This window comes from Streptomyces sp. NPDC048420, from assembly GCF_040651535.1.
Lineage (GTDB): Bacteria > Actinomycetota > Actinomycetes > Streptomycetales > Streptomycetaceae > Streptomyces.
This window is the reverse complement of sequence record NZ_JBEZKG010000011.1, coordinates 144,157-165,740: the sequence shown is the minus strand read 5'-3', so window position 1 is coordinate 165,740 and position 21,584 is coordinate 144,157. Positions and strand designations below refer to the sequence as shown.

The following is a 21,584-nucleotide window of genomic DNA, read 5'->3' as shown; positions in this document are numbered from 1 at the left end:
CTTGCCCCACCCGCTCGACCACGAGTTCGTCCGCTCGGCGGCCCGCGCCGCCGACCGGTCGGCCGCCCCCCTGGCGGCCGACCCGGACGTGGAACCCGTCGGCGTGCCGCACCGTGGTCTGGCGCGGCGGGTGAAAACCCTGACAGCGGCATACCGTTCCCCGGACTCGGCGCTGCACGGCAGCGGACAGGCGGTCGCCGCCGCGATGACCCACCTCCGCGCCCTGCGGGCCGTGCAGACGCCCTCCGGCCTCTTCGCGGGCGGCGACAACGTCCAGTCACCGCCCGACTCCGCGTTCACCGTCAACGACGTGTGCGACGCGTACGTCCTCGCCGCCGACGCGGGACCGGAACTGGCCGAGGTGACGGCCGCGCTCGCCGAGATCGCCGACGCCGCCACCGCCAGTCTCCTGACCGGTGGCGTGCACACCCCGAACCACCGCTGGGAGCTGAGCGCGGCGCTCGCCCGCCTGCACCGGTCCTTCCCCGACGACCGGCTGCTCGACCGCGTCGAGGAGTGGCTCGCCGAGGGCGTCGACATCGACGCGGAGGGCCTGTACTCGGAACGCAGCGCCGTCTACGCGTCCATCGTGACCAACCCGGCGCTGCTGTTGCTGGCCGAGGTGCTCGGGCGTACCGACCTGCCGGCCGCCGTCGAACGCAACCTCGCCGCGACCCTCGACCTGATCAGGCCGGACGGCACGGTGGAGACCGTCCACTCGCGCCGCCAGGACCAGAGGCTGTCGTTCGCGCTGTGGCCCTACCTGCCGCACTACCGGCTGCTCGCGATCCGTACCGGCCGGGGCGACTTCGCCCGTGCGGCCCGCCTGGCGGCCGCCGACGGCATCGACGACTCCGACCTGCTCGCCCAGACCCTCCTCACCCCGGATCTGTGCCGCGCCCTGCCGGCCCCGGACGCGGAGAAGCTCCCGCGCAGCCGGTTCCTCCCCACCGCACGCCTGGCTGCACACGTCTCGGCCACCGCGCACACCGTGGTGTACGGCGGCTCCGACGTGCCCGAGCACCGGCGCATCCGCTCGGGCCTCGCCTGCAACCCCACCTTCCTGCGCCTGTTCGCCGGTGCCGCCGTCCTCGACGCGGTCCGCCTCTCGCGGGCGTTCTTCGACCTGGGCCCGTTCCGTGCCGCCGACATGGAACAGCTCGCCGACAACCGGTACCGGCTCACCCAGACCCTCACCACCGCCTACTACCAGCCGCTCCCGAAGGACCGCAGGCGCGACGACGGTGCCTACCGCCTGGTGGACGAGGGCCGCTTCTCCGCGGCGATGGCCTTCCCCGACCGCCCTCAGGACGAGATCTCCCACACGACCCGAGTCGAGGTCGACCTGCGGGAGGACGGGGCCGACCTGCGGATCGACATCAGCGGCCCACCGGTGCCCTGGGCCCTCGAACTGACCTTCCGGCCGGGCGGCGAGCCGCAGGGCGCCGTACCGCTCGGCGACGGAAGCTGGTGCCTGACGACCGAGCCGTTGACCTACCGCGTCGGCGACGACGAGATCCGGGTCGAGGCCGCCGTCGAGAAGGGCGAGCCGCTCGCCGGACCGGACCGGACCGACGTACTGCGCTACGACCCGGGCCAGGACTACACCGTGGTCGGCGGCACCGACGCGACGACCGGACATCGCGTCTACCTCGGTGGGCACGGACCGCAGACACTGACCCTCACCCTGCGCGCCACGACCGTCCCAGTCATGAAGGACTGATTCCCGTGCACCTCCCTCGTCAGCTCGGCCCGTTGCACGACCTGCCGGACGCCCCGGAGGCCTACGACGCCGTCCTCGCCGACGTCACCGAGCAGGCCCTCGCCCGGCTGACGCCCGAGGGCAGTCTCGAACACCCCGACTGCGTCGACGACATCGGCGACACCTCGCTCGGCATCACCTCGCTGCTGGCGTTCGCCTGGCAGCGGAGCAAGGACCCGAGACTGCCGGAGGCGGTCGGCCGCAGTCTCGCCTTCCATCTGCGCGAGCGGGTGTACACTGACGACAACCCGGGCTACCCGAACCTGAAAGTCCGCAACTCCGGTCTGCCGTACGCCCGTTACACCCTGGCGGCGGGCGCGCACCCCATCGGTGACTGGCCGAGCACGGTGTGGGCGCTGCTCCAGGCGGTGAACGTCCTCGACGCGGCGGAGGGCCTGGTCGAGGACGAGCAGCGCGCCGAACTCCTCGACGTGGCGCGGGGCTACTGGCGCTGGCTGACCGAGGCGACCTTCTTCAACCCGCAGGAGGCCGGCAACCAGGCGATCGGCTGTGTGGTCGGCGGCCTGATGCTGGCGGCCCATCTGCCGGGTGCGGAGGGGGAGTCGGTTCGCGCGCGGGCCCTCAAGCTGTACAGCGACGAGATCCGCGCCCACCGGGTCACGGACCGCGGCGCGGCGCTGCCCCCCGAGCACGGCGGCGCCTACGACAACAACTACGGCCCGATCTCCCTGTCCTTCCTCGCCCAGGCCCACCGGATCAGCGGCGAGGAGATCTTCGCCGAGGACGGCGACACCCTGGCCCGCTACATCGACGCCCGCCTGACGGGCGGCGGCTTCGACAACGGCGGCCCGCGCTACAGCGAGCAGCACTCCGCCTTCGAGTCGGTCCTGGGCCTGCGCTACTTCGGCGCCCGCATCGACGCCGACCTCGGCCGCTACCGCGGCGACTCCCGCTGGGCCCGGCACGCGGTCAAGGAGGACGGCGGGGTGGACGGTCACTTCGCCTGGATGCTGGTCTGGCAGATCCAGGACACCACGCCCTGGCACCGGGAGCCGTCCACGACGACCGCACGCCACCAACTGCGCGCGGGCACGGTCTCGGTGGCCTTCGACTCCAGGATGACTCCGGCCGTGGTCGAGGCGGCGGGCACCTACTACCTGCCGGCGGCGGTGAACCGCCAGCACGGCTTCGGCCCGGTGGTCGACGGCTTCCTGCTGTGCCGTCCCATGGGCGAGGTCCGTGTCCGCGACGTCCGCGCAGACGGCCTCACCGCCAAGCTGGTCACCAAGCCGGTCGTCGGCCGCGACCACGTTCTGCGCCACATCCAGTCCCTGTACGTCACCGACGGCACCAACCTGTGGACCACGGTCACCGTGGAACGGCTCCCCGGCACGCCCTACCTGCTGGCCGGGCTGCCGTACGCGCAGGACGACGGCGACCGGGTGCGGCGGACGGCCGAGGGCCAGGTGACCGCCGTGGGGACGCTGCGGCTGACGCACCCCGAGGAACAGGGCATCGACCACTTCGACGCCCGCTCGGAGACGACCCAGGAGCTGGCCGCCTTCGCGCTGGCCGCCGACCCCCGCGGCTACGGCAACCCCGACGAGGGCTGGCGCCACCTGGTCAGCTCCACGGCCCTGGAGGCGGAGCCCGCCCCGGACGCCCCGGACGACCTGCACGCCTTCGCCGTCCGCTACGGCCCCGCGGGCGCCCCCTGCACGGCGGCCTTCGCACACGACGGCGCCGGACTGACCGTACGCACCGAGGCGTTCACGGCGAGGATCGGTGACCCGGCGGGCGACTCCCGGGGGGAGCCGGAACTGACGCTGGCGGCCTGCTGAGGCTCGGGGTGGTGCCGGCCTTCACGTCCGGCACCACCAGGTCGGCCCGGTCCCGAGTGGCCGCCACCGACTCCGCGTTGCGCTGGTCCGAGCGCAGCACCCATGCCACCGCTTCGTCGTGGGTCTTGCCGAACTCCTCGTGCCGGGCGACCAGCCGGCGCACCCGCTCGTCCTCGTCGAGTTCGCAGAACCACACCTCGTCCAGAGCGGGCCGGACTCGCGTCCACGAGCCGGTGCCGAGGAGCAGGTAGTTTCCCTCGGTCACGATCAGACGGGCGCTCGGGGGCACCGGGATCGCCCCGGCGATCGGCTGCTCCAGCACCCGCTCGAAGCCCGGGGCGTACACGATGTCGCCGTCCGGCTCCTCGCGCAGCCGCCGCAGCAGGGCCGCGTACCCGGCCGCGTCGAAGGTCTCGGGCGCCCCCTTGCGGTCGCGCAGACCGAGCCGGTCCAGCTCCACGTCGGCGAGATGGAAGCCGTCCATGGGGACGTGCGCCACCCACGGCTCACCGGAGCCGTTGAGCGCGCGCACCAGATGTTCGGCGAGGGTCGTCTTGCCGGCGCCGGGGGACCCGGCGATTCCGAGGACCGCCCGGCCCCCGGGGCGGCTCAGGGCACGGGCCCGGTTCAGGAGATCGTCGAAGGTCAGCGCCACACCGCAGAGTGTGCCATCCGGTACCGAGTCGATGACTTCGGGTCGGCCAGGCACCCTGGAGTACGGAAGGAGCCTCAGCCGTGCGCCATGACCCCCATGACTCCCGCGACCCCGACGACGAGGCGCAGATCCGCGCGCTCATCACGGGGTGGGCCGAAGCCGTCCACCGCGGTGACCTCGCCGGCGTGCTCGCCGGCCACGCCCAGGACATCGTGATGTTCGACGTGCCGCCGCCCCACCACGGCATCCGGGGCCTCGCCGCCTACCGCGCGCACTGGCCGCCCTTCTTCGCGTGGCAGGCCCAGGGCGCCCGCTTCGACATCGAGACCCTCGACATCACCGCGGGCACCGACGTCGCCTACGCCCACGCCCTGCTGCGCTGCGGCACCCCGGAGGAGTTCGACGCCCACCCCGGCTTCCGGCTCAGACTCACCTTCGGCCTGCGCAAGGAGCACGGCCGCTGGCTGGTGGCCCACGAGCACCACTCGTTCCCGCACGACTGAATCCACCTGCCTGCGACCGGGCCGACAGGGAACCGGGTGTGTATGACGGAGCTCGGTCTGCCAGAAGAGATCAAGGCCTGCCTGTTCGACCTCGACGGGGTCGTCACCAGGACGGCCGTCGTGCACGCGGCCGCCTGGAAGGAGATGTTCGACGCGTTCCTGCGCGAACGCGAGGGTGAGCACTTCCGGCCCTTCGACGACCACGACTACGACGAGTACGTCGACGGCCGCCCCCGCGCCGACGGCGTACGCACCTTCCTCGCCTCCCGCGGCATCGAACTGCCGGAGGGGAGTCCGAAGGACCCGCCGGGCGCCGAGACGGTCAACGGCCTCGGCAACCGCAAGAACGACCTCGTCCTGGAGAAGATCCGCACCGACGGGGTCGAGGCCTACGACGACACCCTGGCCTACATCCGGGCGGCCCGCGCACAGGGCCTGCGCACCGCGATCGTCTCCTCCAGCGCCAATTGCCGTGACGTACTGCGGGCGATCGACGCCGAGGACCTCTTCGACGTACGCGTCGACGGCGTCGTGGCGGCCGAGCGCGGGCTGCCCGGCAAGCCGCGCCCCGACACCTTCCTCGCCGCCGCCCACGACCTGGGCCTGGACGCACCCCGCTCCGCCGTCTTCGAGGACGCCCTCGCCGGCATGGACGCGGGCCGCGCCGGCGGCTTCGGATACGTCGTCGGCCTGGACCGCGTCGGACAGACCGACGCCCTCTACGCGCACGGCGCCGACGTGGTCGTGAAGGGCCTCGCCGAACTGGGAGGACACGCGTGATCACCCACCGCTCCTACACCGTCGAGCCCTGGGCCGTCCGCGAGACCGACCTCAACCTCGACGTCCTCGCGCAGAGCGAGTCCGTGTTCGCCCTGTCCAACGGCCATGTCGGCTGGCGCGGCAACCTCGACGAGGGCGAACCGCACGGCCTGCCCGGCTCCTACCTCAACGGCGTCCACGAACTGCACCCGCTGCCGTACGCCGAGGCCGGATACGGCTATCCGGAGTCCGGCCAGACGGTCATCGACGTCACCAACGGCAAGATCGTGCGGCTCCTCGTCGACGACGAGCCCTTCGACCTGCGCTACGGCCGTCTCGTCGCCCACGAACGCGCCCTCGACCTGCGCCGGGGCGTCCTGGAGCGGTCCTGCGAGTGGGTCTCGCCGGCGGGCTCGCGGATCCGGGTGCGCTCGACCCGGCTCGTCTCGCTCACCCAGCGGGCGATCGCCGCCGTGGCCTACGAGGTGGAGCCCGTCGACAGCCGCACCCGCGTGGTGATCCAGTCCGAGCTGGTCAGCAACGAGAGCCTGCCCGCCCCGAAGAACGGCGATCCGCGCGCCTCGAAGGCCCTCAAGTCGCCGCTGGAGCACGAGGAGGGCTTCGCCGACGGCACCCGGCTGCGGCTCGTGCACCGCACTCGGCACAGCGGACTCAGGGTCGCGGTGGCCGCCGACCACGTCGTCGACGGGCCCGAACGCACCACCACGAGCAGCGAGGAGACGGTGGACCTGGCCCGGCTGACCGTCACCTCCGTCCTGGAGCCGGGACAGCGGCTGCGGATGGAGAAGCTGGTCGCCCACGGCTGGTCCGGCGCCCGCTCCCGGCCCGCGATGAGCGACCAGGTCGACGCGGCCCTGGCGGCCGCAGCCCACAGCGGCTGGGACGGGCTCCTGGACGAGCAGCGCGGCTACCTGGACGACTTCTGGGCGCGCGCCGACGTCGAGGTCGACGGCGACGAGGAGATCCAGCAGGCGGTCCGTTTCGCCCTCTTCCACGTCCTTCAGGCGGGCGCCCGCGCCGAGCAACGGGCCATCCCCGCAAAGGGGTTGACCGGTTCCGGGTACGACGGGCACGCCTTCTGGGACACCGAGACCTTCGTCCTGCCCCTGCTCACCTACACCGAGCCGGGGGCCGTCTCCGAGGCCCTGCGCTGGCGTCAGAAGACCCTGCCCGCAGCCCGTGAGCGCGCCGAACAACTCGGCCTCCACGGCGCCGCGTTCCCCTGGCGGACCATCGAGGGCTCCGAGGGGTCGGCGTACTGGCCCGCCGGTACGGCCGCCTTCCACGTCAACGCGGCCGTCGCGGACGCCGTGGTGCGCTACACCGAGGCCACCGGCGACACCGGCTTCGAACGCGACACCGGCGTGGAACTCCTCGTGGAGACGGCCCGGCTGTGGCGCTCGCTCGGCCACCACGACCACCACGGCGTCTTCCACATCGACGGCGTCACGGGACCCGACGAGTACAGCGCGGTCGCCGACGACAACACGTACACCAACCTCATGGCCCGGGCGAACCTCCTCGCGGCCGCCGAGGCCTGCGGCCGCCACCCCGAGCAGGCCGCCGCGCTCGGCGTCGACGACGAGGAGAACGCCGCCTGGCGGGACGCCGCCGAGGCCGTGCACATCCCCTACAACGACGAGCTCGGCGTGCACGAACAGCACGCGGGCTTCACCCGCTACCAGCAGTGGGACTTCGCCGGTACCCGCGCCGACCAGTACCCGCTGATGCTCCACTTCCCCTACTTCGACCTGTATCGCAAACAGGTGATCAAACAGGCGGACCTGGTGCTGGCGATGTACCTGTGCAGCGGCTGGTTCGAGGAGTTCCACGACGAGGAGCAGATCGCCCGCAACTTCGCCTACTACGAGCCCCTGACCGTACGGGACTCCTCCCTGTCGGCCTGCGTCCAGGCGGTCGTCGCCGCCCGCGCCGGACATCTGTCCCTCGCCTACGCCTACACCGCCGAGGCGGCGCTGATGGACCTCGCCGACCTGGAGAACAACACCCGCGACGGACTCCACATCGCTTCCCTCGCCGGCACGTGGACGGCCCTGGTCGCCGGGTTCGGGGGGCTGCGCCGCGACGGCGACTCCCTCCGCTTCGCGCCCCGGCTGCCCGAGCGGTTCAGCCGCCTCGCCTTCAACCTGCGGCTCCTGGACCGCTGTCTGCGGGTGGAGATCGGCCCGGACAAAGCGACGTACACCCTGCTGTCCGGCACCCCGCTGACGATCCGCCACCACGGCACCCCGCTGACCCTGAACGGCGACGGCCCCGTCGTCCGCCCCGTCCCACCTTCCGACCACCGCCCGGCCCCGCGACAGCCCCGACACCGCGACCCGCACGCCCGCTGACCGCGCACGGGTGACCCCGACGGGCACCACTTGGCCGAACCCCACCCCGCGCTCCGTCCTGCAACGGGATACTTTGTCCGTGTTTCGCAGGCTTTCTGTGAGGGGTGGAGCATGGCGCACGGCGAAAGGGCACTGCTCGTCGGTACGCGACGACGTACGCCCGAGGCCCTGTTCGGCGCCTCCCGGCGGGCCGCGGGAGACCGGGCGATCGCCGCGGTGGCCGTCGCCTTCACCCTGGCCCAACTCGTCCTCGTCCGCCCCGGCATGGGCCTCGGCTGGGACGAGACCGTCTACGTCAGCCAGGTCGGCACCCAGGCCCCGGCCGCCTTCTTCAGCGCCCCGCGCGCCCGTGGGGTCCCGCTGCTGGTGGCGCCGATCGCGAGCTGGTCCACCTCGACCGAGCTTCTGCGCGTCTACCTCGCCGTCCTGTCCGGCGCCGGGCTGTACCTGGCCCTGCGCACGTGGCGGGGCCTCTTCCCGGCCCGCGTCGTCGCCGTCGGCGGCGCCCTGTTCGCCTCCCTGTGGATCACGCTCTTCTACGGCCCCCAGGCCATGCCCAACTACTGGGTCGCCGTCGGCGCGCTGGGCGTTGTCGGCTGCTTCCTGAAGGCCGGTGAGAACCCGAGGGCACTGTGGGGAGTCGTGGCGGGTGCCGCGCTCATGGCGTTGATGCGGCCCACCGACGCCGTCTGGGTCACTCTTCCGCTGTTCGGCGTCGCGGCCCTCGCCCGGCACTGGCGGTCCGTCATCGCCTTGGCGGCCGGGCTGGTCGTGGGGGGCGTCCAGTGGGTGATCGAGGCCTACGCCGACCACGGGGGCCTGGCCGAGCGGCTGCACGAGGCCTCCCGCATCCAGGGCGGCCTCGGCCTGCACCTCTCCGTCGACGACCAGCTGCGCAGCATGAGCGGCCGCACCCTGTGCCGCCCCTGCACCGGCCCCCTGCCCGACCTCGCCGTCATGGCCTGGTGGTTCGTCCTCCCGCTGCTGGCGGCCGCCGGCCTGGTGGTCGCGGTCAGGGCCCGGCGGACGCGGCGCACCCTCGTTCCGCTGGTCTGCGCCACCACGGCCGCCGTCCCCTACCTGTTCATGATCGGATACGCGGCTCCCCGCTTCCTGCTGCCCGCCTACGCGCTCCTCGCGATCCCGGTCGCCGACGCGCTGTTCCACCTCGCGACCACCCCGTCCGGCCGGTGGCGCCCGCTCGCGGCGACCGTGCTCGCGATCGGCCTGGCGGGACATCTCGCGGTGCAGTACGCCGTCCTGGAGCGCACAGTGCGTCGCACCACGGACCATCACCGCGACTGGGCCCGCACCGCTGCCGAGCTGCACCGCCTCGGGGTCCGCCCGCCCTGTCTGCTCACCGGCCATCTGTCGATCCCCGTCGCCCACTACGCCGGGTGCGCGTCGGCGGCGGCCGGCGGCCACAACGCCAACAGCACCGTGTCCGGGATCGTCGGCGCGTCCCGTCGTATCCCCGTCGCCGTACTCACCCGTCCCGGCGGCTCGCCACCCTCCTACGCCCGCGGCTGGCAGACCCTTCCCGCCGCCGCGATGGACATCCACCTCGCGCCCCACGCGGGCGGATCCGAATGACGAGTGAGCGGCTCGCCGTCACCCCCACCCGAAGACACGCCTACTGGCAGCTCGCGCTCACGTTCGCCGTCCTGGCCGCCGTGGGTGCTCTGGCCCGGCGTCACTGGCCGGTGCTGGAGACCGGGGCCGTGCGGCTCGCCGTCGCCGACCAGGGCTGGCTGCTCGTCGCCGCCACGGCGGCCGCCGCGACCTGGGCGTGCTCGGCGCTCGCCCAGCAGGGCGCGGTGCTACGGCCGCTGCCGCCGGGGCGCCTGGTCGCCGCTCAGTTCGCCGCCACCGCCGCCAACCAGTTGCTGCCCGCCGGTCTCGGCACCGGTGCGGTCAACCTGCGCTTCCTGATGCGCTGCGGGATCTCGGCCGGGCGCTCGGCGACCGCGCTCGCGGTCAAGGCCACGGCCGGCGGGCTGTCGCGGGCCGCCCTCATCGCCGTACTCGCGACGGCCTGGCCCGGTGTTCTCCGGCTTCCGCGTCCCGGCGCGGGGTGGCCGGCCCTGGTCGGGGCCGCCGCTGTCCTGGCCGTGTTGCTGACGGCCGCGCGGCGGCCGCGGTGCCGGACGGCCCTCGCCCTCGTCCTGGCCGACATCAAGGCGATCCACGCACGACCGCACCGGGCGGCGGCCCTGTGGGGCGGCTCGCTGGGCTTCGCCGTGCTGCACGCGCTCGTGCTGATCGCCGTGACCCGGGCCGTCGCGCTGCCGCTGGCCCTGCCGCTCGTGGCCCTGATCTACTTCGCCGCGAGCAGCGCGGCTGCCCTGCTGCCCACCCCGGGCGGACTCGGCTCCCTCGACGCGGCGCTCGCCCTCGCCCTCACCGCCGGGGGAGCGAGCGGTGCGGCGGCCGCCTCCGCGGTGCTCGGCTACCGGCTGCTGACCGTGTGGCTGCCGCTGATCCCCGGCCTGCTGGTGCTCGCCGTGCTCGTCCGCCGCAAGGCGCTGTGAGCGCGAGGGGAGTTTCCGGTCCTGGTGCTTCTGGTAGGACTTCGGATGTCGGTCCGTAGGCGAGGGGGAATGCCATGACGTGGAACGAGAACGGTGGACGCCTGGGGGAGGAGTTCTTCACCCCGGGGTCCTCGTCCTTCACCGAATTCCTGGCGGCCCACCGCCCCGAACTGCTCAGCATCCGCCGTATGTTGCCCGACGGCGTTCGGGCCGCACCGGACCAGGTGCCGCACGGCACCACCGTGCTGGCCCTGTCCTACCGCGACGGCGTCCTCATCGCCGGCGACCGCCGGGCCACCATGGGCAACCTCATCGCCCAGCGCGACCTGGAGAAGGTGCACCCCGCGGACGACTACACGGCCGTCGCCTTCGCCGGCACCGTCGGACTCGCCCTCGACATGGTCAAGCTCTACCAGGTCGAACTGACGCACTTCGAGAAGATCGAGGGCGTCGCCATGACCCTCGACGGCAAGGCCCGCAGGCTCGCCGGAATGATCCGGCAGAACCTCGGCCAGGCCATGCAGGGCCTCGCCGTGGTCCCCCTCCTCACCGGCTACGACCCCTCCGCGCCCGAGGGCGAACGCGGCCGCATCTTCAGCTTCGACGTCGCCGGCGGGCTCTACGAGAAGACCGACTTCCATGCCGAGGGCTCCGGATCGCCGTATGCCAGGGGCGCGCTGAAGAAGCTGTTCCGCAAGGGCCTCGACCGCCGCGAGGCCACCCTCGCCGCGCTCCAGGCGCTCTACGACGCCGCCGACGACGACTCCGCCACCGGCGGGCCCGACATCAACCGGCGGATCTTCCCCATCGTCTCCCTCATCACCGAGGACGGCTTCGAGCGGCTGCCGGAGACGGAGACCGAGGAACTCAGCCGCGAGATGGTCGAGCAGCGCCGCACCAGGCCGGACGGACCCAACGCGAGACCCTGACAGGGCACTTTCCCCGGCCGTGGGAAAGACGTGCCACGGCCTTTACTGCACGCTCCTTGCAGCTGCCGGTGGATGGAACAAGGCTGCTGATCGCGGCCGTACCTCCCGAAGAAGGATCCCCCGCCCGAACACGGCCGCCCCTGACCCCGCTCCGCCCCACCTCCCCGCCGCGTCCGTGGCGGCTCCATGACGCGGCAGGAGTGGGTCAGGGCGGGCGACGCGCCGGGTCCGCTCATGTCCGGCCAGGTGCGCACCTCTCAGGCCCGCACCTTGAACTCCTTGCGCCACTTGGTGAACTGCTGCTCCGGATCGCCGGTGTACGACCACGGAGTGCGGGTGCCGCGGCGGTCCAGCATCCGCAGCAGGGGCACGGCGATCTCGGCGAGGCCCGCGTGGCAGGCGGCGTGGGTGAGGTAGTTGAGGTCGCGGAGTTCGCCGGGGAGGATCTCCTGTTCGGTGCGGCCCATGATCCAGCGCTGGAAGGTCCGCCGTACGTCACTGACCGCGCCGTCGTGCCGCCAGTGCTGCCCCAGCGCCGCGGACGCCGACCGGTCCCCCTCGGCCGCGTCCACCGCGGCCCGGTACTCCTCCACGCGCGCGTACTGCACCAGCACCGGCAACGCGCACCCCGGCGGTGCCACCCCGGCCGCGTCACGGGCGAAGTCGTACATCAGACCGTGCGAGCCGTGCCAGCGGGACGAGTAGTAGTGCAGCACCTGGAGGTGTCCCTCGACGCTGTACGGATCCCGCGCGTGCAACTCGTCCCACCAGCGCCCCAGTTCCTGCCGCCGCACCCCGGACGGGTACAGCCGCGCCACCGAGATGAGGGAGGTCCACGGCGTCGGATCGTCCACGAACGCCTCGGCCGCCTGGAGACAGGCCATCACCGCCGCGTCGATACGCCGCTGGTCGATCGGCACCCCCCGCCCCGCGGCGATGGCCAGGTTGAACGCCCTGGCCGTCTCCGTGGCCGCCCGCAGCACCAGCGCGTCCCCGTTGTGCGGCTCGGCCGCCAGCCAGGACTCCACGGTCGAACTGCCCGCGCACGCCTGCCCCAGCACCCGCACCCGGTGGCCGCGCACCGGCCAGTCGGGCCCGGTCACCCGCAGCAGTTCACGCAGGCCCTGCCAGCGTCCGATGACGATGTCCTGGCGGGCGGTGGTGAGGGGGACGTCCCCGCAGTCGGGATCGAACTCGGGGGTGAATCGGTCTCTCGCCATCGCGCAACCCCTCAGAAGTCCGTGGGGAGACCCTCGTGGACGAGCGAAGGCCCGGCCGCCGGGCCGTCCGGAACGTAGTCCGCCTCGACAGTACGGCTCGCGTCGAGCCGCGCGGGCCGGTAGTAGTCGCTGCCCCGCCGCCAGTACCAGAACATCGGGACCAGCCCCACCGCCAGCCCGCCCACCCCGATCGAGATCGCGGCCGTGCTCAGCTCGCCCAGCGACTCGAAGAAGACCCAGAACATGAACAGGGCGCCCAGCAACGGCCACAGCCCGCCGAGCAGGAAGTCGGACGGAGACTTCAGCAGCATCTTGCGGTACGCGACGACGACCGCGAGCCCGGACAGGCCGTAGTAGACGGCGATCTGCAGACCGATTGCCGAGATCGCGTCGGAAAGGATGTCGCCCACCGAACCCAGGGCGTTGGAGGCGATGAACATCAGCAGCGCCACCGCGCCGACCACCACGATCGCCACCCACGGCGTGTTCCAGCGGCGGTGCACCCGGCCGAGGGCGGACGGCATCGTACGGTCCCGGCCCATCGCGAACAGCGAGCGCGTGACCTGGATCAGCGTGGTCTCCAGGGTGGCGATCGTCGACAGCATCACCGCGACGATCAGCAGCTTGCCGCCCCAGCCCGGCCAGATCTCCTCACCGAGCACGGCCAGTACGTTGGCGTCGTTGTCCTCGATCTGCTTCGAGGTGAGGATGACGTTCACCGCGATGGTGAACACCTCGAAGAGGAGGAAGACGATCCCGACGCCGATGAGGCCCGCGAGCCCCGTCGTGCGGCGGCTGTTGCGGGTCTCCTCGCTCAGGTTGCTCGTGACGTCCCAGCCCCAGTAGTAGAAGGCGGCGATCAGCGCACCCGAGGCGAAGCCCTGCATACCGTCGAAGTGGCCGAAGCCCAGCCAGGACCACTCGAAGGCACGCGCGTTGCCCGTGTGGAAGAGGGCGAGGATCGCGAACAGCGCCAGGATCGCGAGCTCCACACCCGACATGACGAGTTGGGCGCGCACGGTCAGCCGTGCCCCGCCCAGCACCACCAGCAGCATCAGCACGAACCAGGCCGCGCCCACGACGGTCGACAGCGCGGTGTTGTCCGCGAGGTCCTGGTCGAACAGGGCCAGCGTCATCGAACCGGCGGGCAGCGATCCGGCCACCATGAAGATGGTCGCCGAGATGACCAGCGCCCAGCCGCTGACGAAACCGAGAAAGGGGTGGAGCGTTCGCCCCACCCACGAGTAACTGGCGCCCGCGTTCACGTCGATCCGGCTGAGATAGCTGAACGCGAGCGCGATGCCCAGCATGGGTATCGCGCAGTACAGCAGAGCCGCCGGACTGGCCAGGCCCACCGCGCCGACCAGTACCGCGGTGGTGGCGGCGATCGAGTACGCCGGCGCGCTGCCCGCGACGGCCATCACCACGGTGTCGAAGGTACCGAGGGCATTGGCCTGCAGCCCTCTGCCCCTGCTGTTGCTCATGGTTGCGCTGCTTTCCGTAAGGCACGACGAACGGGCGGGGACGCCCGTACGGCGCAAGGAGATTGTGGGGAGTGGCTCCGCCCACGACCTCAGAGGGATGGCCTCGGCCGGGGCGGTGGAGAAACGGAGGGGCGTGGAGGGCCGTACGGTCGGTGCGTCGGCGGACGGTCACTCCGTGTGTGCGAGTGATGATAGCCCGATCCCTTGAGGCTTCAAGATTAACTGGGGGGTAACCTTCCGCACCGCCGACCGCCTTGCTCGTGCGGCCTTTTGAGGTTGGAGAGCGCGTACGGGGAAACGCGGATCAGGACCACGGATCAACCCCCTGCGCGAAGGAGGAGGCCCATGACCGGCGAACCGATGGCCGACGACGTCTACCAGCCCACCGGAACCAACGAGGAGCAGGAGGACGCGGCGCCGCTCGACCTCCAGGACGCCCTCGACGAACGGACCTACGACGACACCCTCGACGAGGGCTACTCGCCACCGGAGAAGCCCCTCGGCGTCACCCGGCACGGCACCACCGCCGCCGAGCAGCACGACGGCGAGACTCTCGACGAACGCCTCGCCCAGGAGGTCCCCGAGACGGCCGTGCCGGCCGGCGACGAGGTGGGCGACCTGCCGGACGGCGAGGGCGAGCCCGTGGACCCGCAGGCCGGCACCGACCGCGCCGGACGCCTCGTCGCCCCCGACGAGGGCGCCCACTCCGCCACCACGAAGGAGGAGGTCGCCACCGACGTCGGCATCGACGGGGGCGCGGCCGGCGCGGAGGAGGCCGCCGTGCACGTGGTCGAGGACCCAGAGGACCCAGAGGACCCCGACGGGCCCTGAGGGGGCTTCAGTCCCCGATCCGGTCGATCTGGCGGAGCTTGTTCGTGGCGTCCAGAGCCGCGACCTTGTAGGACTCCGCGAGCGTCGGGTAGTTGAACACCGCGTCGACCAGGTAGTCGACGGTGCCGCCGCAGCCCATCACGGTCTGCCCGATGTGGATCAGCTCGGTGGCCCCGGTACCGAAGCAGTGCACGCCCAGGAGGGTCCGGTCCTGCGGGGACACCAGCAGTTTCAGCATGCCGTGGGAGTCCCCGATGATCTGGCCGCGGGCGAGTTCGCGATAACGGGAGATGCCGACCTCGAAGGGCACGCTGTCCTCGGTGAGTTGGTCCTCGGTACGTCCGACGAAGCTGATCTCCGGGATCGTGTAGATGCCGATGGGCTGCAGGTGGTGCATCTGCCCGACCGGCTCGCCGAACGCGTGGTAGGCGGCCGACCTGCCCTGTTCCATGGACGTTGCCGCCAGCGCCGGGAAGCCGATCACGTCTCCCACGGCGTAGATGTGCGGCACCTCGGTGCGGTAGTGCTCGTCGACCGTGATCCGGCCGCGCCTGTCGGCGCTCAACCCGGCCTTGTCCAGGTCGAGTTCGTCGGTCAGGCCCTGCCGGCCGGCCGAGTACATCACGGCGTCGGCTGGGATCTTCTTGCCGCTCTCCAGGATCGTCAGCGTGCCGCGCGGGTGGAGTTCCACCGCGGCGACGGTCTCGCCGAAGCGGAACGTCACGGCGAGGTCGCGCAGGTGGTACTTGAGCGCCTCGATGACCTCGATGTCACAGATGTCGAGCATCCCGGCCCGCTTCTCGACGACCGTCACCTTGCTGCCGAGCGCGGCGAACATGGAGGCGTACTCCATCCCAATCACCCCGGCACCGACGATCACCATGGAGCGCGGGACGCGTTCGAGGGCGAGCACGTTGTCGGAGTCCATGATCGTGCGGCCGTCGAACTCGACGCTGTCCGGGCGTGCCGGGCGGGTGCCGGTGGCGATGACGATGTTCTCGGCGCTGAGCAGCCGTTCGTGGCCGGTGACCTCGCGCAGGGCGACGGTGTGCGGGTCGACGAAGCGGCCGGTGCCGGCGAAGAGGGGGATGTGGTTGCGGGAGAGCTGACTGCGGATCACGTCGACCTCGCGGCCCACCACGTGCTGGGTGCGCGCGGTCAGGTCGGCGACGGTGATGTCCTCCTTCAGCCGGTAGCTCTGTCCGTACAGATCCCGCTGGGTGAGGCCGGTCAGGTACAGCACGGCCTCGCGCAGGGTCTTGGAGGGGATGGTGCCGGTGTGGATGGAGACCCCGCCGACCATGTCGGGGCGGTCGACGACGGCGACCCGGCGGCCCAGCTTGGCCGCGGCGATGGCGGCCTTCTGGCCACCCGGACCGGATCCGATGACAAGCATGTCGAAGTCGGGCACCCTCGGAAGTCTGGCAGCCGCGGGGCCCCTTTCGAAAGGGTGAGCCGTAAACCGGTCGAACCCGAATCGGCCCAGGCTACGCGGAAGTTGCCCGGAGACCGCCGACGATGTTCCGCAGCCCGCGACAGCTCCGGCGGACCGCGGGACAATACGGCCATGGGCCACCGACTCGCCGACGCGAGCACCCCGTCCCGCCTCGCCGCCCCCGACGAGGGCATCGGCCGGGACGAACTGGCGCTCGCCACCCGCAACCACGGTCTGCCGCTCGAAGCGATGCGCCACGACCTCACCCCGCCCGGCCTGCACTACGTCCTCACGCACTACGACATCCCGTACGTCCCGGACGACATCCCCTGGCACCTCACCGTCGGCGGCCGGGTCCGGCGCCCTCTCACCCTGACCCCGGCCGACCTGCGGGCTCTCCCGCGGGTCACCACCCGGGTCACCCTGGAGTGCGCGGGCAACGGCCGGGCTCTCCTCATGCCCCGCCCGGTCAGCCAGCCCTGGCTGGTCGAGGCCGTCGGCACGGCGGAGTGGACGGGTGTTCCGCTGCGGCTGCTGCTCGCGGAGGCGGGCGTCGAGGCCGACGCCGTCGACGTGGTGTGCACCGGCGCCGACCACGGGGTGGAACGCGGGGTCGAACAGGACTACCAGCGGGCCCTGCCCCTCGACGTGGCGACCGGGACCGAGCCCGAGGTGCTCGTGGCGTACGAGATGAACGGCGCGCCGCTGCCCCCGCAGCACGGCCACCCGGTCCGGCTCGTCGTGCCCGGCTGGTACGGCATGGCCCATGTGAAGTGGCTGCGCGACATCACCGTCACCGACACGCCGTTCACCGGGTTCCAGCAGAGCGTCGCCTACCGGCTCAGGCAGCACCCCGAGGACGAGGGCGAGCCGGTCACCCGTATCGCACCGCGCGCCCTGCTGGTCCCGCCCGGATTCCCGGACTTCATGTCCCGCACCCGCGTGGTACGGCCCGGCACGGTGACGCTGGAGGGACGCGCCTGGTCCGGACGGGCACCGGTGACCCGCGCCGAGGTGAGCACCGACGCGGGGCACACCTGGCACACGGCCGAACTCGAACCGGACACCGGTCACCGGTGGGCGTGGCGGCGCTGGAGTCTGCCCTGGACCGCGGAGCCGGGGGAGTACGTGCTCAGCGCACGCGCCACCGACGCCGAGGGCCACACCCAGCCCCTGGAACAGCCCTGGAACCGGGGCGGTTTCGTGATCAACCTCGTGCAGCGGGTCGAGGTGCTGTGCCTGGACGAGGAGTCCGGGGAGCCGGGGGTTTGAGACGCGGCCACGTCGGTTCTACGACGCGTTGGTCGTCGTAGGGCCGACGGTGCCGGTGGTGGCTGGGGCGGGGGTCTGTCGAGTGCGGCCGGGGTCTTCGGGGCCCGGAGGCCGGGGTCTGGGGTGCGGGTGCGTTCGGCTCCGTGATGCCTTGTCGCTGTAGGGCCGACGGTGCCGGTGGTGGCTGGGGCGGGGGTCTGTCGAGTGCGGCCGGGGTCTTCGGGGCCCGGAGGCCGGAGCCTGAGGCGCGGGTGCGTTCGGCTCCACGACGCCTTGGTCGCCGTAGAGCCGAGACCGCCGGTCGTGGCTAGGGCAGCAGCTTGTCGAGTGCTGCCGGGCCCTCCGCCTCCAGCTTGCGCCGGGCCCATTCGAGACTGCGTGGGGTGATGTCCTTGCCCGAGGCAAGGACGAGGTCCTCCGGCGACACCTCGGTGCCGGTGCGGGTGTGGAGCAGGTCGTCCGGGGTGGCGCGGTCCTCGGACGGCCCGGACGCGTGGGGCTGTGACGTCGGCATGATCTCTGCTCCTCGGATCCGGATCGCTGTGCGGTCCCGGTGCTGTCAACGGGTCCGATATCACCATTCAACGCCCGGGCCGACCCTGCATCCGGAAGCGGTCCCGAACGCCGGAGGTTCCGGATGCCCCCATGACCGGACGGGCGTGTAATGGGGATATCGATCTCTCGGGGGCCCGACAGAGAGACGACGACATGACCACCACCCGAAACAGCACGAAGAAGGGCGGCCTGCGCGGACTGGGGGAATGGTGCGCCCGGCACTTCGTGATCGTCCTGGTGGGCTGGCTCGTGGCCCTGGTCGCCCTGCAGACCCTGAACCGGTCCTTCGGTGGGGACTACTCGGACAACTTCTCGCTGCCCGGAGTCCAGTCGCAGCAGGGCCTCGACGTGCTGAAGAAGCACGACCCGGCGGCCGGGGGATACGGCAGCCAGATCGTGCTGCACGACGGTGACAAGTCGCTCTCCTCGCTGTCCTCGCAGATGTCCACGACCGTCACCGATCTGCAGAAGCTGCCCCATGTTCTGTCGGCCCAGAACCCGTTGTCGACACCCGCCTCGAAGGTCGGGCCGCTGTCGTCGGACGGGAAGACGGCGTACATCACGGTCCGCTTCGACGTGCAGCCCTCGACGCTCGGTGACGGTTACCTCCACGGGGTCGACGACGCCGTACAGCCGCTGCGGGCGGCCGGTGCCGACGTCGAGTACGGCGGTCCGCTCGGCGAACTCGCCCGGCCCGCCGCCGACGACCGGGTGAGCGAGCTGATCGGATTCGCGGTCGCGATCGTCGTGCTGCTCGTCGGCTTCGGCAGTGTGATCGCTGCCGGAATCCCCCTGGTGACCGCCCTGATCAGTGTGATCGGTGGACTCGCCTGCCTGGGTCTGCTCGCCTCGGCGTTCACCTTCGCGACCGTGTCGCCGACCCTGGCCACGATGATCGGCCTGGGCGTCGGCATCGACTACGCGCTCTTCCAGCTCACCCGGCACCGGCAGAGCCTGATGGACGGCAAGGACCCGGTGCACGCGGCCGGCGGGGCCACCGCCACCAGCGGACGGGCCGTACTGGTCTCCGGCTGCACGGTGATCATCGCCCTGGCCGGACTGTCCGCCTCCGGGGTGTCCTTCATCGGGAAACTCGGGCTCGCCGCCGCCGTGACGGTCGTCTCCGCCGTCCTCGGTGCCCTGACCCTGGTCCCGGCCCTGCTGGGCCTGATCGGCACCCGCATCGACCGCTACCGGGTGCGCCGCCCGGTGGCCGAGACCGACGCCGCCGAGGGCGAGGTGCCGCAGGGGACGTGGCACCGCTACGCCCAGCGGGTCGAACGACGGCCGTGGCGCTATCTGGCCGCAGGTGTCACGGCCGTCGTGGTCCTCGCCATCCCGGTGTTCTCCATCCAGCTCGGCCATATCGGCGACGGCGCCGACCCCACTTCCTTCACCGACCGACGGGCCTACGACCTGATGACCGACGCCTTCGGCCCCGGCTCCAACGGCCCCCTCACCGTCGTCATCGACCAGACCTCCGTACCGTCCTCCCAGCGCTCCGACCTCAACACGAAGGCACAGAAGACCCTCGACGGCGTGTCCGGCGCGGCCGCGGTCACCCAGCTGACCCCCACCAAGGACGGGGACGTCCTGCTCGCCACCGTGTACTCGAAGCAGTCCCCGCAGAGCGCCACCACCACGGACCTCACCAACCGCCTGGTCGACACCACCCTGCCCACCGCGGTCTCCGGAACCGACGCCAAGGGATACGTCACCGGCACGACCGCCGCCCAGGTCGACTTCCGGGACATCGTCTCCAGCCGGCTGCCGCTGATCATCGGGGTCGTGGTCGCGCTGGCCTTCCTGATCATCCTCGCGGTCTTCCGCGGGCTGCTCGTCGCGGTGAAGGCGGCCGTCCTCAACGTCCTGTCGATCGCCGCCTCCTACGGCGTCGTCGTCGCCGTCTTCCAGTGGGGCTGGGGCGGTCCCGCGCTCGGTGTCTCCGGCAAGGTGCCCATCGAGAGCTATGTGCCGATGATGATGTTCGCGATCATCTTCGGACTGAGCATGGACTACGAGATCTTCCTGCTCTCCCGAGTCCACGAGGCCTGGCTGCGCACCGGGGACGCCAGGGCGTCCGTCGCCCACGCGCTGGAGATCACCGCGCGGGTCATCACCTGCGCGGCCCTCATCATGGTGAGCGTGTTCGCCGCGTTCATCGTGAGCGACAACATCGTGGTCAAGATGCTCGGACTGGGCCTCGCGGTGAGCGTGCTGATCGACGCGACCGTCGTACGGCTGCTGATGGTCCCGGCCGTGATGACCCTGCTGGGGAGGCACGCCTGGTGGACGCCCCGGTGGCTCGACCGGGTCCTCCCGCACATCGACGCCGAGGGGGAGCATGAGGCCGACGCGGCGGTCAGTGGGGCTCCCCGGGCGCGAGAACGAGCATCGTGACGTCGTCCTGGAGCTCCGGCGCGTAGTGCACGAGGTCGGCCCACACCCGCTCGGCGAGGGGCGGGTGACCGTCCGCGAACTCGGTGATCCGTTCGAGCAGCGGGTAGAAGGTCCCGGCGGCGTCCCGCGCCTCCCAGACCCCGTCCGAGGCCAGGAAGAGCAGGTCACCGGGGTGCAGCGGGACCGTGACCCCGGTCGGCGGCGACGCGTCCGCGAGACCCAGACCGAGCGGGGTGCCCACCGGGACGTCGAGCTCCACGGCCCGCCCGTCGCGCAGCAGGACCGGGCCCGCCTGGCCGCACGCCACGATCCGAACCGACCCCGCGTCCAGGCCGAACTCCAGCACCACCGCCGTCGCGAACAGCTCCGAGTGCCGTACGGCCGCCGAGTCCACCACCAGCCTGCGGTCGAGCCGCGCGGCCACCGACTCGGGGTCCGGCTGGTCCAGCACCGCCTCCCGGAAGGCCCCGAGCAGCGAGGTGACGGTCGCGACGGCCGACAGCCCGTGCCCCTGCACATCGCCCATCACCGCCCGCACCCCGTGGGGGCCCTCCCGTACGTCGAAGAAGTCACCGCCGACCAGCGTCCCGTGCTGTGCGGCGCGGTACAGGCCCGCACACCGCAGCGGGCCCACCCGCTCCGGCAGCGGTGGGACGACGGCCCGCTGTGCCGCCTCGGCGACGGCGCGTTCGGTCACCAGCTGGGCGTCGCGCCGACTGCGGACGAACGACACGAACACGCTGAGCGCCGCGACGAAGCCGACGGTCAGCACATCCGTGCTGCCGGGATCGTTCAGCCGGAAGGCGGGAATGTTCAGCACGGCCAGAACGGACCCGCCGAGCACGGCGGTCGCCGCCGGTCCGTACGACAGCACCGCGAGCGGCGGGATGGCGCCGAGCAGGAACCCGATGTCGAGCGGTTCGGGGCTCACGAGGGTCGCCACGCACACCCCGGCCAGCAGGGCGGCGGGCAGCACCCGCACCCAGCCCGGTGGCGGGGCGCCGCGCAGCCAGGTCCGCCGGTCCCGGTCGCGCGCTCCGCTCACACCACTACGCTGCTACGACCCGCCCG

Annotated in this window: 17 protein-coding genes; 11 read left to right on the top strand and 6 right to left on the bottom strand. The window is 72.0% G+C overall.

From position 1 onward, the window contains the following. Position 1: 1 nt before the first annotated feature. Together AB0D34_RS21870 and AB0D34_RS21865 are read left to right on the top strand one after the other, a co-directional pair. On the top strand, positions 2-1,723 hold the full coding sequence (locus AB0D34_RS21870; protein ID WP_362663791.1) for a hypothetical protein: 1,722 nt from the start codon (positions 2-4) through the stop codon (positions 1,721-1,723). 5 nt (positions 1,724-1,728) lie between these two features. Next, the gene (locus AB0D34_RS21865; RefSeq protein ID WP_362663789.1) at positions 1,729-3,564 is read left to right on the top strand and encodes a hypothetical protein; all 1,836 of its coding nucleotides are present in this window, start codon (positions 1,729-1,731) and stop codon (positions 3,562-3,564) included. Here AB0D34_RS21865 and AB0D34_RS21860 read toward each other — a convergent pair. Next, entirely contained in the window at positions 3,494-4,219 is a 726-nt protein-coding gene (locus tag AB0D34_RS21860) for a nucleoside/nucleotide kinase family protein (RefSeq protein ID WP_362663787.1), read from the bottom strand. The genes AB0D34_RS21865 and AB0D34_RS21860 overlap by 71 nt on opposite strands. Before the next feature lie 80 nt (positions 4,220-4,299). On the opposite strand from AB0D34_RS21860, the gene AB0D34_RS21855 reads away from it, so the two are divergent. From AB0D34_RS21855 to prcB, 6 genes are all read left to right on the top strand, one after another. Further along, on the top strand, positions 4,300-4,722 hold the full coding sequence (locus tag AB0D34_RS21855; protein WP_362663785.1) for an SgcJ/EcaC family oxidoreductase: 423 nt from the start codon (positions 4,300-4,302) through the stop codon (positions 4,720-4,722). Positions 4,723-4,764: 42 nt separating this feature from the next. Then, positions 4,765-5,502, top strand: coding sequence for a beta-phosphoglucomutase family hydrolase (locus AB0D34_RS21850; protein WP_362663783.1), 738 nt, complete (start codon positions 4,765-4,767; stop codon positions 5,500-5,502). Beyond that, positions 5,499-7,856 (top strand): glycosyl hydrolase family 65 protein, encoded by a 2,358-nt coding sequence (locus AB0D34_RS21845; RefSeq protein WP_362663781.1) that lies wholly within the window; start codon positions 5,499-5,501, stop codon positions 7,854-7,856. The genes AB0D34_RS21850 and AB0D34_RS21845 overlap by 4 nt, the downstream gene beginning before the upstream one ends. Before the next feature lie 111 nt (positions 7,857-7,967). Then, positions 7,968-9,449 carry a hypothetical protein gene (locus tag AB0D34_RS21840; RefSeq protein ID WP_362663779.1) on the top strand — a complete coding sequence of 494 codons (1,482 nt, stop codon included), beginning with the start codon at positions 7,968-7,970 and terminating at the stop codon, positions 9,447-9,449. Beyond that, complete coding sequence (locus AB0D34_RS21835; RefSeq protein ID WP_362663777.1) at positions 9,446-10,387, top strand: lysylphosphatidylglycerol synthase domain-containing protein; 942 nt, start codon at positions 9,446-9,448, stop codon at positions 10,385-10,387. Before AB0D34_RS21840 ends, AB0D34_RS21835 begins: the two co-directional genes overlap by 4 nt. 74 nt (positions 10,388-10,461) lie before the next feature. Beyond that, positions 10,462-11,316 carry a proteasome subunit beta gene (gene prcB, locus AB0D34_RS21830; protein ID WP_362663775.1) on the top strand — a complete coding sequence of 285 codons (855 nt, stop codon included), beginning with the start codon at positions 10,462-10,464 and terminating at the stop codon, positions 11,314-11,316. Between the two features lie 257 nt (positions 11,317-11,573). On the opposite strand, the gene AB0D34_RS21825 is transcribed toward prcB, so the two are convergent. Together AB0D34_RS21825 and AB0D34_RS21820 are read right to left on the bottom strand one after the other, a co-directional pair. Then, the gene (locus AB0D34_RS21825; protein WP_362663773.1) at positions 11,574-12,536 is read right to left on the bottom strand and encodes a hypothetical protein; all 963 of its coding nucleotides are present in this window, start codon (positions 12,534-12,536) and stop codon (positions 11,574-11,576) included. 11 nt (positions 12,537-12,547) lie between these two features. Then, positions 12,548-14,020, bottom strand: a complete 1,473-nt coding sequence (locus AB0D34_RS21820; RefSeq protein ID WP_362663771.1) for an APC family permease — start codon at positions 14,018-14,020, stop codon at positions 12,548-12,550. Between the two features lie 345 nt (positions 14,021-14,365). Between AB0D34_RS21820 and AB0D34_RS21815 the strand changes: the two genes are divergently transcribed. Beyond that, complete coding sequence (locus AB0D34_RS21815; protein WP_362663769.1) at positions 14,366-14,851, top strand: DUF5709 domain-containing protein; 486 nt, start codon at positions 14,366-14,368, stop codon at positions 14,849-14,851. Positions 14,852-14,858: 7 nt separating this feature from the next. Here the strand turns inward: AB0D34_RS21815 and sthA are convergent, their stop codons facing one another. Further along, positions 14,859-16,262, bottom strand: coding sequence for a Si-specific NAD(P)(+) transhydrogenase (gene sthA, locus AB0D34_RS21810; protein WP_362663767.1), 1,404 nt, complete (start codon positions 16,260-16,262; stop codon positions 14,859-14,861). A 156-nt stretch (positions 16,263-16,418) separates the two neighbouring features. On the opposite strand from sthA, the gene AB0D34_RS21805 reads away from it, so the two are divergent. Further along, complete coding sequence (locus AB0D34_RS21805; RefSeq protein WP_362663765.1) at positions 16,419-17,558, top strand: sulfite oxidase; 1,140 nt, start codon at positions 16,419-16,421, stop codon at positions 17,556-17,558. Positions 17,559-17,865: 307 nt separating this feature from the next. On the opposite strand, the gene AB0D34_RS21800 is transcribed toward AB0D34_RS21805, so the two are convergent. Further along, positions 17,866-18,072: a hypothetical protein gene (locus tag AB0D34_RS21800; protein WP_362663763.1), complete on the bottom strand. Its 207-nt coding sequence runs from the start codon at positions 18,070-18,072 to the stop codon at positions 17,866-17,868. A 194-nt stretch (positions 18,073-18,266) separates the two neighbouring features. Between AB0D34_RS21800 and AB0D34_RS21795 the strand changes: the two genes are divergently transcribed. Further along, complete coding sequence (locus AB0D34_RS21795; protein ID WP_362663761.1) at positions 18,267-20,513, top strand: MMPL family transporter; 2,247 nt, start codon at positions 18,267-18,269, stop codon at positions 20,511-20,513. Here the strand turns inward: AB0D34_RS21795 and AB0D34_RS21790 are convergent. Then, positions 20,476-21,558 carry a PP2C family protein-serine/threonine phosphatase gene (locus AB0D34_RS21790; RefSeq protein WP_362663760.1) on the bottom strand — a complete coding sequence of 361 codons (1,083 nt, stop codon included), beginning with the start codon at positions 21,556-21,558 and terminating at the stop codon, positions 20,476-20,478. The genes AB0D34_RS21795 and AB0D34_RS21790 overlap by 38 nt on opposite strands. Between the last annotated feature and the right edge of the window lie 26 nt (positions 21,559-21,584).

Excerpts from the sequence above, each read along its gene's own strand:
- AB0D34_RS21850 (WP_362663783.1), top strand. The coding sequence starts at position 4,765 with ATGACGGAGCTCGGTCTGCCAGAAGAGATCAAGGCCTGCCTGTTCGAC.
- AB0D34_RS21840 (WP_362663779.1), top strand. The coding sequence starts at position 7,968 with ATGGCGCACGGCGAAAGGGCACTGCTCGTCGGTACGCGACGACGTACG.
- AB0D34_RS21835 (WP_362663777.1), top strand. The coding sequence starts at position 9,446 with ATGACGAGTGAGCGGCTCGCCGTCACCCCCACCCGAAGACACGCCTAC.
- prcB (WP_362663775.1), top strand. The coding sequence starts at position 10,462 with ATGACGTGGAACGAGAACGGTGGACGCCTGGGGGAGGAGTTCTTCACC.
- AB0D34_RS21825 (WP_362663773.1), bottom strand. The coding sequence starts at position 12,536 with ATGGCGAGAGACCGATTCACCCCCGAGTTCGATCCCGACTGCGGGGAC.
- AB0D34_RS21820 (WP_362663771.1), bottom strand. The coding sequence starts at position 14,020 with ATGAGCAACAGCAGGGGCAGAGGGCTGCAGGCCAATGCCCTCGGTACC.
- AB0D34_RS21815 (WP_362663769.1), top strand. The coding sequence starts at position 14,366 with ATGACCGGCGAACCGATGGCCGACGACGTCTACCAGCCCACCGGAACC.
- AB0D34_RS21805 (WP_362663765.1), top strand. The coding sequence starts at position 16,419 with ATGGGCCACCGACTCGCCGACGCGAGCACCCCGTCCCGCCTCGCCGCC.
- AB0D34_RS21800 (WP_362663763.1), bottom strand. The coding sequence starts at position 18,072 with ATGCCGACGTCACAGCCCCACGCGTCCGGGCCGTCCGAGGACCGCGCC.
- AB0D34_RS21795 (WP_362663761.1), top strand. The coding sequence starts at position 18,267 with ATGACCACCACCCGAAACAGCACGAAGAAGGGCGGCCTGCGCGGACTG.